The following is a 13425-nucleotide window of genomic DNA, read 5'->3' on the forward strand; positions in this document are numbered from 1 at the left end:
GAGGAGTCCCATGCTTCGCCAGTCACTGTTGAAGTTGTCACGCAACGGCCGCGTGCAGGGCCTGGTCGAGAATGCCCCGATCACCCCAGAACTGGTCAGCCGTTTCGTCGCCGGCACCGACCGGGACGAACTGGTCGCCGTCGCCGCCGACCTCGCCGGCAAGGGACTGCTCACCATCGTCGACCACCTGGGCGAGGACGCCGCCACCCTCGAGGTCGCCCGGGCGATCACCGACGAGTACCACAGCCTGCTGACCAGCCTGGCCGAGGCAGGCCTGACCGAGTCGGCCGAGATCGCGGTGAAGCTGTCGGCGCTGGGGCTCGGCCTCACCGGCGGACAGCAGATCGCACTCGACCACGCCCGCGAGCTGTGTCGGGCGGCGGCCGAGGTCGGCACCAAGGTCACCATCGACATGGAGGACCACACCACCACCGACGCCACCCTCGAGGTGGTCAGGGAACTGCGCCGCGACCACCCCGAGACCGGGCTGGTGCTGCAGGCCTACCTCAAGCGCACCGAGGACGACTGCCGTGAGTTCGCCGTCGAGGGGGCGAGGGTGCGGCTGTGCAAGGGTGCCTACGCCCGGGTGCCGGGGCTGAGCTTCGCCGACGACCACGAGATCGACCTGGCGTTCGTGCGCTGCCTGCGGGTGCTGATGGAAGGTGACGGCTACCCGATGGTGGCCACCCACGACCCGCGGATGATCGGCATCACCCAGGGCATGGCCCGCATGCTCGAACGCTCCCGCGACAGCTTCGAGTTCCAGATGCTGCACGGCATCCGGCCGCTGGAGCAGCGCCGTCTGGTCGACATCGGCTACCGCAGCCGGGTCTACCTGCCCTACGGCACCCAGTGGTACGAGTACTTCGTGCGGCGGGTGGCCGAGAAGCCGGCGACGGTGGCGCTGATCGGGCGCTCGCTGCTGAGCCGACGCTGAGGCCGAGCAGTGGGGCAGTCGACGACGACCGCTGATGGTTTCGTGCCACGCGATCCGCGCCATGGGGCGAAATCGGTCGAATCCGAGAATCGCTTGGCACGAAACCGTCAACTCAACCGCGAGACCGTGCTGCTGCTGGCGATCTCGCTGGGTCAGTCGGCGATCTATGCGGTGCTGCGGATCATCGAACGGATGACGCGGCCTGAGCCGCTGGCCAAGCAGACCACCACGATGAACACCTCGACTACGCCCGACCGGCCGTGGCTCGACCTGGCCTACCAACTGGCGGCCGTCGGCTTCGGCATCGTGCCGGCGCTGCTGGCGGTGCACCTGGTGCGCACCCGGTTGGTGCCCTCGATCGGCGCCGATCGGGCGATGGGCTTCGCACCCCGACGGTTCGGTTTCGATCTGGCCTGGGGATTCATCCTGTTCGCCGGCATCGGCATCCCCGGGCTCGGCCTCTACCTCGGCGCACGGGCGCTCGGCATCAACACCACGATCGCGGCCGCCAACCTCACCGACGTCTGGTGGACGATCCCGGTGCTGGTGGCGCTGGCCGCGATGAACGGCATCGTCGAAGAGGTGGTGATGGTCGGCTACCTGTTCACCCGCTGGATCCAGGCAGGCTGGAGCGTCTGGCTGATCTGGGTGACATCAGCCCTGATCAGGGGCACCTACCACCTCTACCAGGGCTTCGGTGGATTCATCGGCAACGTGATCATGGGACTGATCCTGGGCGGCTTCTGGCTGCGCACCCGCAGGGTGTGGCCGCTCGTGGTGTGCCACACCCTGCTCGACGTCGCCAGCTTCGTCGGTTACTCCCTGCTCAAGGGCCACGTCAGCTGGCTGTGATCGGTGGGGGCTGCGTCAGCCCTATGTCGATTTCAGCCCTTTGTCGATTTCAGCTCTGTGTCGATCTCAGGGCTGGATGATCTGATCGGCGGGCGGTGCCTTGACCGGCTTGACCTCGTTCCACTCGGTGAACGTGAAGTCCAGCGGCGAGCCGTCGTCGTCGGTTCCGGAGAGCTTCAGCGGAAGCGGCTTGTCAGGATCGTCAGTCATCCAGATCTGGCCGGTGCCCTTGCCCGTACCGCGGTCGGCCAGCAGGATCGCCGGCTTGCCGTCGAGGGTGGTGCGCTCCACCCGGACGCTCGCCGAGCTCAGCCAGTTGAGGTCTTCGGAGAACATGCCGTCGAGCAACGCCTTCGGCGTGAACTCCGTGTTGGTCTGGGTGCTGGCCACCCACTTGCTGGCCATCTTCTTGGCGGTGGCGTCGTCGGCGCCCGAGTTCTTCCAGAACGCCGCGTTGCCCTTGACGTAGCCTTTGCCGGCCACGGTGAGACCGGTGTAGCTGAGCTCACCTGAGGTGACGGTCAGGGTGGAGTTCCTGCCGTCCATCGTCCCGGCGACGGTGATGGTCATCGGCACGTCGTCCTCGACGAGCTTGCCGACGACCTTGACGGTCTCCTGCTGGGTCGAGGCCGTGCGGGCGTTCTTCCAGAGCGTCGCGGCATTCGGCAGGTCAGGCGTCGGGGTCTCGGTCGGGGTCGGCGTGGGGGTATCGGTGGTCGCCGGAGCGCTCGAGGCCTGGCTGGCCGGTGCTGAGGGCTGGACGCTGGCGGAGGTGGTGGGGGGCTGGTCGGTCGTGGTCGTGCTGCATCCAGCGAGGGCGAGGCCTGCGGCGACGACAGCGACCACGGCGGCTCGGGTGTAAGACATGGCAGCTCCAGGGCTCGGTGGTGGCGGCAGTCTAGAACAGCTCCGGCGCGCTCAGATGACGATGTCGTCACGCAGTCGCCAGGACCTCTGCCGCGGTCAGGTGCTCGACCCCATCGGCCTCGTGGCCGAGCATGCGGCAGTAGAGCCCGGTGGTGACCCGTTCGACGAACGCCCAGTCCAGGATCCGCTGCACATCGACCCCGGTGATCGCCCCCAGTTCACCGGCCAGCTCGGCCAGGAAGTCCGACCCGCTGCCCGGCCGGGCACGCTCGAGTGCGATCACGTGGGCGCCGTGCCCGCGCAGCACCACTCCCAGGTCATAGGCCTTCTCACAGAGCAGTCCGTCGGGGTCGACGAAGCGCCAACCGCCGTCCAGGTGTTCCAGCAGGTTCCATGGATGTGGGTCGCCGTGGCAGACCACCTCGGGGTGTTCATCGGTGGCCAGTGCGTCGGCCAGGTGGCGCGCTCGAGCGATCGCCACTGGTGCCGCCCCGCCGAAGCGGGGCCCCTGCTCGTCCAGGATGCTGCGCAGGCCACGGGCCTTGCTGCCGCCGAAGTGCATGGAGTGGTCTGGCGCCACCGACAGCGGTACCTGCCACCACAGCTGCAGCGTCTCGGCCAGCCGTCGGCACTGCAGGAGCGGGTCAGGCTCGACGTCGCCGAGGGCCCGACCCAGTCGCTCCACCAGGATCGCGGCGGCGTCCGGGTCGTGCTCGAGCAGCCGCGCGGTCGATCGTCCGCCGTCGGCGGCGAACATGGCCGCCTCCTGGTTGAGGTCGGCCGGTCGTCCCAGCTTGAGCACCGCCGGCTGACCGTCGGGACGCCTGACCGCACACACCGGCAGACCTCCGTGGGGCAGGATCGCCTCGAGCTCCAGCCCCCACCGATGCACCAGAGCCATCAAGGTCTCGGGGAACGCCCGCTGCCACGCATCGGCGGGCACGCTGCTGCGCGACCAGCGCTCGGCGGCGTCGGCCAGCACGTCGTCCCACCCCTGTGACGTCACCGGGCCAGTGTCGCAGCCGCACGTAGGATTCACCCCATGCGAGTTGGAGTGTTCGGGGCCACCGGCCAGGTCGGTGGCGTGATGCGGAAGTTGCTCGTCGAGCGGGACTTCCCGATCGACGAGGTGCGGTTCTTCGCCTCGGCCAGGTCGGCCGGGCTGAAGCTGCCGTGGAAGGACGGCGAGGTGGTCGTCGAGGACACCGCCACTGCCGACTTCACCGGCCTCGACATCGCGCTGTTCTCTGCGGGCAAGGGCTCCTCGCTGGAGTTCGCACCGAAGGTGGCCGCCGCCGGGGCCGTCGTGGTCGACAACTCCTCGGCCTGGCGGATGGATCCCGAAGTGCCGCTGGTGGTCAGCGAGGTCAACCCTGCTGACATCGGTAACCGTCCCAAGGGCATCATCGCCAACCCCAACTGCACCACCATGGCCGCGATGCCGGTGCTCAAGCCCCTGCACGAGAAGGCCGGGCTGACCAGGCTGGTCGTGGCCACCTACCAGGCCGTCTCGGGCTCGGGCCTGGCCGGGGTCGAGTCCCTGGGGCGTCAGATCGTCGAGACGCCCGACCCGCAACGGCTCGCCCACGACGGCAGCGTCTTCGTCGACGGTGACACCAAGCCCTATGTCGCGCCGATCGCCCACAACGTCGTCCCGATCGCCGGTGCGCTGGTCGACGACGGCACCGGCGAGACCGACGAGGAGCAGAAGCTGCGCAACGAGTCGCGCAAGATCCTGCACGTTCCCGACCTGCTCGCTTCGGGCACCTGCGTGCGCGTGCCGGTGTTCACCGGCCACAGCCTCGCCGTGCACGCCGAGTTCGCCAACCCGATCAGCCCGGACGAGGCCCGCGCGCTGCTCGCCGACGCTCCCGGCGTCCAGTTGGACGACGTGCCCACCCCGCGCAAGGCCGCCGGTGTCGACCCCTCGCTGGTCGGCCGGATCCGCGCCGACCAGGCCGCTCCCGAGGGCCGCGGGCTGGTGTTGTTCATCAGCAACGACAACCTGCGCAAGGGTGCCGCCCTCAATGCCATCCAGATCGCCGAACTCGTCGCAGCCGAACTGGTCGCCGGCAAGTCGGGTCGTCCATGAACGACGAGGGCAGCACGCTCGCGCTGATCGGTGTCGGCGTGATGGGTGAGACCCTGCTCGCCGGGCTACTCAAGGCCGGCTGGTCGGCCGACCGGATCGTGGCCACCGACCGCCGTGAGACCCGCCGCGCCGAACTGGTCGAACTGCACGGGGTGCGCACTGCCGAGAACCCCGAGGCGGTGGCCGAGGCCGACACCGTCGTGCTGGTGGTCAAGCCCCAGGATGTCGCCGACGTGCTCGACGAGATCAGTGACAGCGTTCGTCCGGGCACCCTGGTGGTCAGCCTGTGCGCCGGCGTGCCCACCGACCTGATCGAACAGCGGCTGCCGGCGCAGACACCGGTGGTGCGGGTGATGCCCAACACCCCGGCCCAGGTCGGTGAGGGCATGGCTGCGGTCTCCGGTGGACGGAGCGCCGCCCCCGAGCACCTCGAGCGGGTGACCTCGATGATGGGCGCGGTCGGACGAGCCGTGGTCGTCCCCGAGAACTACCAGGACGCGGTGACCGCGATCAGCGGGTCGGGTCCGGCCTACCTGTTCTTCGTGGTCGAGGCGATGATCGAGGCCGGGGTGCACCTGGGCCTGCCGCGTGACACCGCCACTGAACTGGTGGTGCAGACCATGCTCGGGTCAGCCACCCTGCTGCGTGAGTCGGGCACCCACCCGACGGTGCTGCGCGAGAACGTCACCTCGCCCGGTGGGACGACCGCTGCCGCGGTGCGCGAACTCGAGGACCACAAGGTCAGGGCGGCCTTCATCACCGCGATGGAGGCGGCCCGCGACCGCAGTCGGGCCCTGGCCGAGACCGCCCGCCAGCAGCACGGCTGAGTCGCCCGAGACCCCAGGTTCGACAGGCGGTTGTCGGGCTGGCCCGACAACGACCTGACCAGTTGGCAGGATGGCCCGCAAGATCGCGTCGGACCAGGCTTGAGTCTGACGACGAACCTCTCGACAGACTCGTGGGAGGGACGGCCATGACCCTCGATCGCGATGGGATCTGGGCCGGACTCAAGGGCCACAGCGCCTACCTGCTCAGCAGCCTGCCCCTGACCATCGCCTCGTTCACGCCACGGTGTTCCTGGTCAGCTTCGGCGCCAGCACCCTGGTGATCGGCATCGGTGTGCCGATCCTGGTGTTCGCGCTGACGGCTGCCGGTCGCTTCGCCCACGCCGAGCGTGACGCGGTCGAGCGCTGGAGCGGGGACGAGATCCCGGCCCCCCACCGCTGGCCAAGGGCCACGGTCTGGCCGGCCTGGCCGAGCGGGTGCGCGGCGTCGGTGGGCGACTGTTGGTCGACTCACCCCAGGGCGGTCCGACCGTCGTGCAGGCAGACTTCTGACCATGCGCACCTTGATCGCCGACGACTCGGTGCTGCTCGGTGAGGGCCTGCGGCTGCTGCTCACCGACGACGGCCTGCGGGCGGCGGTCGCCCTGCGCGAGCAGTGGACTGCCGCCCCGATCCTGCTGCTCAGCCAGTACGTGGCCGCCGCTTACGCCGACGAGCTGCTCGCCTCCGGAGCCGGCGATCGGCTACCTGCCCAAGGACCGGGTCGCCGACGTCGACTCCTTCCGCAAAGCGGTGACCCGGGTCGCCGGCGGCGGCGTGGTGCTCGACCCCGAGGTGGTCGCCCAGGTGTTCGGACGCCAGGGGTCCTCGGCGCTGGCCCAGCTCACCCCACCCGAACGGGAGGTGCTCGAACTGATGGCCCAGGGTCACACCAACGCGGTGATCGCCCAGCGCCTGGTGGTCACCGAGGGGGCGGTCGAGAAGCACTCGCAGCGGCTGTTCGCCAAGCTCGGGCTCAGCGACGACCACCTGGTGCACCGGCGGGTGCCCGCGGTGCCACCTGCTCGAGTCGTGACCGTGGCGCCGAACCCCCGATTTTCGTGACGCGCACGGGCAGAGTAAGGTTGAGCCTTGCTCCGGACGTCAGCGTTCGGTACCCAGCGGGCATCGTCCGCACCTCGTCCTGAAAGGCCACACTGTGGGTTCTGTCATCAAGAAGCGTCGCAAGCGCATGGCGAAGAAGAAGCACCGCAAGCTGCTCAAGAAGACGCGCATCCAGCGTCGTCGCGCCGGCAAGTAAGCGAGCCTCTGGTGATTCGGTGGCGACGCGACCGCCGCACACCGAAGACCGATGTTCACCCCGCAGCCAACGCTCCAGCTGAACAGCTCGAGCGTGGGTCTGCGGGGTTTGGCATGCCCGAGAACGGCCTTGGGGCACCTGCCGACCAGGCCCGCGTCGTCCTGGTGACCCGCAGCGGCTGCCACCTGTGTGAGCAGGCTGCCGACACCATCGCGCAGTCGGTCGCCGCGGGATCGGTGGGCGCCGACCAGGTCAGCACCCTCGACGTGGACGCCGACGACGACCTGCGCCGCCGCTACACCGACCACGTGCCGGTGGTCTTCGTCGACGGTCGGCTGTTCGCCTACTGGGTGCTGGAACCCGGGCGGTTCGAACACGCGCTGGCCGGTGGCGACTGGGCGAGCCCGCCGCCGTTGTGACCGTGGTCACGGTGACCGGCTGGGCTCTGGCGCGGGACGGCTCATCCCGAGGGCGGCAGGTGTTGCGACGTGGGGTCGCCGTCGGCCACGATGGGCCCAACGACAGGTGTCCGCACCGAGGAAAAGTGCTGACGGTGCTGCAGATTGCGGCAGACTGTGCGGCGTGCCACTCAGGGGAGAGGGCGCACGAGCCGTGACGACGGGGAGGAGCTCCATGGCGCTGGTGAGCCAGCAGGCGCTCGACCGTGGGCTGCGTGGACGGATCACCTTCATCGGGTCCGGCCCCGGCCTGCCGTCATTGCTGACCCTGGCCGCGGTCGATGCGGTCAACGAGGCCGATGGCGTGGTGCTGCTGACCGACGAGCAGCGAGTGCTGCTGAGCCATGCCGGGGTCACCCCGCGCGAGGTCACCGTCCTCGACGAGGACGACGCCCCCGACTTCGAGTCCTTGGTGCGCGAGGGGCGTAGCCTCGCCGTGCTGATTCCCGGTGACCCCTTCCTCAACGCCGAGACTGCGATGACGGTCACGCAGTGCATTGACGCCGGACTCGACGTCGAGGTGATCCCCGGGGTGCCCAGGCGTGTGGCACTGCCCGAATTCGCCGGGGTGTCGCTGTCGGCCCAGGTGCAGATGATCACCCTGAGCGACCCGGTCGACGCCGAGCAGCACTGGGCGCCGGTGGGTCCGCTGGTGGTGATGGGGGCCGCAGGTCAGATCGGCGAGGTCAGCCGGATCGCCCAGCAGTCCGGACGAGCCGCCGACGAGGCGGCACTGGTCGTGGTCAGCGCCGGAAGCGTGAACCAGGCCTCGCAGCACACCACGGTCGAGGAACTGGGTGCCGCTGTGGCTTCACTGGGGGCCGAGGAGCGCACCACGGTGATGGTGGTGATCGGTGACCAGGCTGGTCCTGAGGCACGTCGCAAGCTCAACTGGTTCGAGAACAAGCCACTGTTCGGGTGGCGCGTGCTGGTGCCCAGGACGATGGACCAGGCCGGGGCGCTGCTGCGCCGACTGGAGTCGTACGGGGCGATCACCGAACTCGTGCCGACCATCTCGGTCGAGCCGCCGCGCCAGCCCCAACTGATGGAGCGGGCGATCCACGGACTGGTCGAGGGCCGCTACGAGTGGATCGCGTTCACCTCGGCCAATGCGGTGCGTGCCGTGCGCGAGAAGTTCGACGAGTATGGTCTGGACGCCCGCTCGTTCTCAGGCCTGAAGCTGGCTGCGGTGGGCGAGGCCACCCAGGCGGCACTGCAGGCCTGGGGCCTGAAACCCGATCTCGTCCCCGAGGGAGAGCAGTCGGTGGCTGGGCTGGCGGCTGAGTTCCCCGCCTACGACGACCTGCTCGACCCGATCAACCGAGTGCTGCTGCCGCGCGCCGACATCGCCACCGAGCCGCTGTCGCACGGCCTGGTCGAGCTGGGCTGGGAGGTCGAGGACGTCATCGCCTTCCGGACGGTGCGAGCCGCGCCCCCGCCGGTCGAGATCCGCGACGCCATCAAGACCGGACAGTTCGACGCGGTGGTGTTCACCTCGTCCTCGACGGTGCGCAACCTGGTTGGTATCGCGGGCAAGCCGCACAACGCCATGGTGATCGCCGCGATCGGTCCCCGGACCGCCGAGACCTGTGTCGAGCACGGTCTGCGGGTCGACGTGCAGCCCGACCAGCCGAGCCCGATCGAGATGGTGGACGCGCTCGCGCACTTCGCCGAGGCCCGCCGCGAGCAGCTCAAGGAGAAGGGCAAGCCGGTGGTGCGTCCGTCGTTGGTGAAGCGACGTGGACGACCCAGCTCCCGCGCTGTCAGCCGCCCCTGAGCACCGCTGGAAGGCCGAGTAGTTCCCGAGGTGCGAGCGGGCGTGTCGAGACCGTGCTCCCTCTGGTTGGTCGAGTAGCTCGCGAGGAACCTCGAGCGTGTCGAGACCACCTCCCGTGGGCTCTCAACCTGAGGTTCGTCCCACGACGGGTACCTTCTGTTGGCCACGGCCACAGAACTGTCCGACGGGCACTGCATACCATGCCCGTCGTTCGCCATCGTGTCCGTCGCGGATCGATGGTGCCCGTCGCGCCGCCCCCTCCCGCCGAGACCCCTCGCCGCACCGGTTTGTGGCGTGAACTGCAGTGAGAGCCGCGAGTTTCGCGCCAGTGATCGTTCGGACGACCTCTGGCCCCCGCGGTTCAACTCACTCGGCGCGGACTGCGCTCGCCTTCGCCGGGGGGATCACCCACCCGATCACAGCCAGGGCCACCGGGACGACCAGGAACAGGGCCCCCAGCCAGTGCCACGGGATGGACAGCCTGACCACGTCGCCCGAGCTGAGGATCGCAATCACCAGCGGCACCAGGGCCACCAGCACGCCCAGCACCAGCCCCAGCGTCGTGGTCGAGGTCGCCATCACTGACGACATGCCTCGAAGCGTCCGACGCCTGGCCCCGATCGTGGCCAACGTCGTCATGGATGCACGGGCGTCCCGCAGGGTGAGTGCGGTCGTCACCGTCGCCACCGCTACCAGCAGTGCACCGAAGGCCACGGTGAACCACTTGTTGGTCCCCGAGTAGTGGTCGATCGGGCCGGGTTCGTAGGCCATCATCACCTGGGCGACTCCTGCCTCGAAGCTCACCTGGTCCAGTCGCTCACGCTCGTCGGCGGTGGGCAGGCGTCCATAGTCCAGCCAAGTCGTCGTGGGGCCTTCCGCAACGGTCGCCTTGTGGGCGTCGAGGAAGGCTCGTCCCACCAGCGGGGGAGCGTAGCTGTTGCCCACCTGCACCGCCGGCACCTCGACATCTCCGGCGCCCGTTGTCAGCGAGACCTTCCCGTCGGTGATGGCGCCGTCGCCGAAGACGACCACTCCACCCTTGGCGAGCACCTCGGCCGCCTCAGCAGGGGTGGACTGGCGGGTCAGGAAGGCGACCGTGTCGGCATCGCCCAGAATCACCGAGCCGGGGCCGTTGTAGCGGCAGCCCTTCTCGTCGCACGGCGTCACCAGGAACAGCGGTATGTGGCCGTTCTCGGGTCCGGAGGCGATGAGCTGGGTGGTCTGCGCCGTGGCTCGGGGCTGACCCATGACCTTGGTGAGCTTGTCGGTCGTCCGGGCGATGGCTGCCGGGTCGATCTTGCCGGAGCGTTGGCCCGGACCAGCGTCGACCTGCGGCACGAGGGTGACAAAGCCTGACGTCATGGTCGGCTTCCAGTCGGCGACCTCGGTGCGTCCGACCGAGGCGGTGGCCACGATCATGGTGGTGGCCAACGCCATCATGGCCATCGTCGCGGCGACCGCTGCCGAGGCCCTGGCCCGGTTTCGAGACCAGTCCCGGGCGGCAAGCCGGGTCGCCAGGGGGCCGCGCCCGACGGCTCGTCCCAGCCACGTCAGCAGCCAGCCGAGCATCAGCAGCGCGGCGACGAACAGCAGCACCACACTGCCGACCGCGGGGATGATGCCCCGCTCGACCTGGTTGCGGGCAGCAGCGCTGTACTGGGCGCGCGCCCACTGCGACCCGGCGATGCCGACGATCAGGCCGGCCGCGGCCAGGCCCAGCCCGAGCCACGGACGACGCACCGGTGGTGCGGCCGCCTCGCTGCGACGGATGCCGGTCATCACGTCCTGTCGGACGACCTGCTGCGAGGGGATCCACGCCGCCACCAGGGCAGCCAGCGTGCCGACCACGAGCAGTCCTGCCATCACCAGCCACGGAACGGTCACCGGACGCGGGTACCCGACCCCCTGGGACTCGATCCAGCGCTGCAGGCCCAGTCCGACCGCAGTGCCGACGGCCACGCCGAGTGCTGAGCCGATCAGCCCGAGCAGCAGGCCTTGGCGGGTGACCATGCCCTGCAGCACGGCACGTGGGGCACCTGTGGCCCCCAGCAGGGCCAGGGTGCGGCGCTGCTGCCGCACGCCGATGGTGAACGCTGCGGCCACCATCGTCGCGGTGATCACCAGGGCGAGTGCCCCGACCAGCACCATCAAGGCACTGGCCGCGGTCGCGCCGTCATTGAGGCTGCCGACGTCGTACTGCGCAGCGACCGCGTCCTTGGTGAGCACCGCCGCGCCCTGCCGGTTGAGTGCGGCGGTCTGGTCAGCGTTGGGCACAGCGCCGACCACCAACGCCTCGACCATCTCGGCGTCCTTGGCGAGCGGATGACCGGGAGGCACCACGAACCAGCCGTCCAGGGGCACGTTCGTGCGGACCAGGCCCACGATCCTGTGGTTGCTGCCGGCCAGTGACACGGTGTCGCCGACGCCCAGTTGCAGGCGGTTGGCCCCCCACGCCACCAGCAGTACCTCGCCGGCCCTGGGGGTCACGAGAGGCCCGACCCGGAAGCGCTCTGGCTGGCTGGTGACGTCGATGACGGCGACGGAGGCATCGAGGGTGGCGTCGCGCCAGGTCATCGGGACGCGCACCGTCGACTGGGGACGCACCTCGAGTCCGGTGGTGGGCACCTCACCGAGAGGCTTGAGCGGGGCTGCCGTCTGGTCGCTGTTCGCGCAGAACGGTGTCGCCAGGTCGACCTGTCGGCAGGTGCCGTCGGCTCCCTGCAGTGTGACGATCTTGGCCCGAGCGTTGCCGAACTCGGCCTCGACCTGGCCGGACTGGTTGTAGTCGTCCAGTGCCACGGCCGCCAGTGCGGTCACGGTCACGATCGGCAGCAGGACCAGCAGGACGATCAGCAGCGAGCGTCTGCGGTGGCGGGTGATGTCGCGCCAAGCCAGGCGCGTGGTGATGTCGCGGAACACTCAGGCCTCGACGTCCGGGTCGAAGATCCGGCGGGGGACGCGCGAGTTGGAGTGCCGCAGCAGCACTGTCGGGTCGTCCGAGCGGGACTCGTCGACCAGTCGTCCGTCGCGCAGGAAGATCACCCGATCGGCCCAGCCGGCGTGGCGGGCCTCGTGGGTGACCATGACGACCGCAACCCCTTCGTCGGCCAGTTGGCGCAGCAGCGCCATGATCTGGTCGCCCGTGGAGGTGTCGAGGGCGCCGGTGGGCTCGTCGGCCAGGAGGATGCGACGGTCGCCGATGATGGCGCGGGCGATCGCCACGCGCTGCCGCTGACCGCCGGAGACCTGGTCGATGCCGCGGTCGGCAAGTTCGGCGATACCGACCCGCTCGAGGGCATGGCGTGCCTGCTGCAGCGCGTCGGCGGTGCGGGCGTCGTCCAGTTCGAGCGGCAGTGCGACGTTCTCGAGCACGGTCAGCGTGGGCACCAGGTTGAAGTCCTGGAAGACGAAGCCGAGCATCCGGCGTCGGATACGGGCGAGTTCGTCGCGGGTACGGCCCTTGAGTTCGGTGCCGGCGACGCCAACCCCGCCGCCGGTGGGCTGGTCGAGTCCGCCAGCCAGGGCGAGCAGGGTCGACTTGCCCGAGCCCGAGGGGCCCATCACGGCGACGAACTCACCACGCTCGACGCTCAGCGACACCTCGCGCAGGGCGTGGACGGTGGTCGGTCCGGAGCCGTAGCTGCGGGTGACGTTGTCGAGTTCGAGGACGATGCTCATCGCGGGCTCTTCTGCGAGGCGGGAAGGGGATTGGTGGTGGCGGGTGGGGTGGGCTGGGGCTCGACGGCCGCTGCGGCTCGGGCCGTACGGGCAGCCCGGGCACGGTGGGACGCGCGCAGGGCGGCGTTCTCGCAGTGGTCGAGCCAGCGCACCTCGGCCTCGGTCTGGTGGATCATCGACTCGATCACCAGGTGCCAAGCCAGGTCGTCGGGGTCGGCCGCGCGCCGGGCCCGGGTGTAGTCCTGCAAGGTGGCGATCGAAGCGCGGCGCTGCACCTGCACCAGCGCAGTCAGGTCGACCGCCGGCATGGACGACGCGATGGCGATCTTGATGGCGAGTTCGTTGCGCGGCGGGTTGTCGAGGACGACCGGGTTGGCGAACCAGGCCTGCACCTCACGGCGTCCATCGGTGGTGATCGAGTGCACCACCCGGCCGTCGTCGTCCTCGTCACCGCGGACGACCAGACCGTCGCGCTCGAGGCGCTCGAGGGTGGAGTAGACCTGACCGATGTTGAGTGGCCAGGAGTGGCCGGTGCGGCGGTCGAACTCGGCCTTGAGCTCGTACCCGTGCCGGGGCTGCTCACTGAGCAGGGCCAGCAGGCTCTGACGAATCGACATCAACACCCCTAGTGGAGAGCGGCATACTCGGTATGCAGCGAGTGTTGCATACTGAGTATGCC

General features: G+C 69.6%; 14 protein-coding genes. 9 read left to right on the forward strand and 5 right to left on the reverse strand.

Annotated elements, in window-relative coordinates; genetic code table 11:
- Positions 1-10: 10 nt before the first annotated feature.
- Together IE660_RS13870 and IE660_RS13875 are read left to right on the forward strand one after the other, a co-directional pair.
- Positions 11-937, forward strand: a complete 927-nt coding sequence (locus tag IE660_RS13870; RefSeq protein ID WP_203568971.1) for a proline dehydrogenase family protein — start codon at positions 11-13, stop codon at positions 935-937.
- A gap of 93 nt (positions 938-1030) precedes the next feature.
- Positions 1031-1789 (forward strand): CPBP family intramembrane glutamic endopeptidase, encoded by a 759-nt coding sequence (locus IE660_RS13875; protein ID WP_235998089.1) that lies wholly within the window; start codon positions 1031-1033, stop codon positions 1787-1789.
- Positions 1790-1855: 66 nt separating this feature from the next.
- Here IE660_RS13875 and IE660_RS13880 read toward each other — a convergent pair whose 3' ends face one another.
- Together IE660_RS13880 and IE660_RS13885 are read right to left on the reverse strand one after the other, a co-directional pair.
- Complete coding sequence (locus IE660_RS13880) at positions 1856-2656, reverse strand: hypothetical protein (RefSeq protein WP_203568972.1); 801 nt, start codon at positions 2654-2656, stop codon at positions 1856-1858.
- Between the two features lie 67 nt (positions 2657-2723).
- Positions 2724-3662: an aminoglycoside phosphotransferase family protein gene (locus tag IE660_RS13885; RefSeq protein ID WP_203568973.1), complete on the reverse strand. Its 939-nt coding sequence runs from the start codon at positions 3660-3662 to the stop codon at positions 2724-2726.
- Positions 3663-3698: 36 nt separating this feature from the next.
- Between IE660_RS13885 and IE660_RS13890 the strand changes: the two genes are divergently transcribed.
- The 7 genes from IE660_RS13890 (at position 3699) to IE660_RS13920 (ending at position 9068) form a co-directional block, all read left to right on the forward strand.
- Positions 3699-4748, forward strand: coding sequence for an aspartate-semialdehyde dehydrogenase (locus IE660_RS13890; RefSeq protein ID WP_207731131.1), 1050 nt, complete (start codon positions 3699-3701; stop codon positions 4746-4748).
- Positions 4745-5575, forward strand: coding sequence for a pyrroline-5-carboxylate reductase (proC, locus tag IE660_RS13895; RefSeq protein ID WP_203568974.1), 831 nt, complete (start codon positions 4745-4747; stop codon positions 5573-5575). Before IE660_RS13890 ends, proC begins: the two co-directional genes overlap by 4 nt.
- A 292-nt stretch (positions 5576-5867) precedes the next feature.
- Positions 5868-6128 carry a hypothetical protein gene (locus IE660_RS16625; RefSeq protein WP_407929028.1) on the forward strand — a complete coding sequence of 87 codons (261 nt, stop codon included), beginning with the start codon at positions 5868-5870 and terminating at the stop codon, positions 6126-6128.
- Positions 6129-6325: 197 nt separating this feature from the next.
- Entirely contained in the window at positions 6326-6637 is a 312-nt protein-coding gene (locus tag IE660_RS16630; RefSeq protein ID WP_407929027.1) for a response regulator transcription factor, read from the forward strand.
- Positions 6638-6731: 94 nt separating this feature from the next.
- A complete protein-coding gene (locus IE660_RS13910; protein WP_002550589.1) occupies positions 6732-6833 on the forward strand; it encodes a 30S ribosomal protein bS22 in 102 nt (33 codons plus the stop codon).
- A 113-nt stretch (positions 6834-6946) separates the two neighbouring features.
- The gene (locus tag IE660_RS13915; protein ID WP_203568976.1) at positions 6947-7252 is read left to right on the forward strand and encodes a glutaredoxin family protein; all 306 of its coding nucleotides are present in this window, start codon (positions 6947-6949) and stop codon (positions 7250-7252) included.
- Positions 7253-7466: 214 nt separating this feature from the next.
- Positions 7467-9068 carry a uroporphyrinogen-III synthase gene (locus IE660_RS13920; protein ID WP_203568977.1) on the forward strand — a complete coding sequence of 534 codons (1602 nt, stop codon included), beginning with the start codon at positions 7467-7469 and terminating at the stop codon, positions 9066-9068.
- A 366-nt stretch (positions 9069-9434) separates the two neighbouring features.
- Here the strand turns inward: IE660_RS13920 and IE660_RS15965 are convergent, their stop codons facing one another.
- From IE660_RS15965 to IE660_RS13935, 3 genes are read right to left on the reverse strand one after another with little or no spacing between them, the layout of a single operon-like run.
- Entirely contained in the window at positions 9435-11987 is a 2553-nt protein-coding gene (locus tag IE660_RS15965) for an ABC transporter permease (protein ID WP_203568978.1), read from the reverse strand.
- A complete protein-coding gene (locus tag IE660_RS13930; RefSeq protein WP_203568979.1) occupies positions 11988-12746 on the reverse strand; it encodes an ABC transporter ATP-binding protein in 759 nt (252 codons plus the stop codon). It lies immediately after the preceding gene.
- Complete coding sequence (locus IE660_RS13935; protein WP_203568980.1) at positions 12743-13363, reverse strand: PadR family transcriptional regulator; 621 nt, start codon at positions 13361-13363, stop codon at positions 12743-12745. The genes IE660_RS13930 and IE660_RS13935 overlap by 4 nt, the downstream gene beginning before the upstream one ends.
- Between the last annotated feature and the right edge of the window lie 62 nt (positions 13364-13425).

Source organism: Aestuariimicrobium ganziense (genome assembly GCF_015352975.1).
In the GTDB taxonomy this organism is placed as follows: Bacteria; Actinomycetota; Actinomycetes; order Propionibacteriales; family Propionibacteriaceae; genus Aestuariimicrobium; species Aestuariimicrobium ganziense.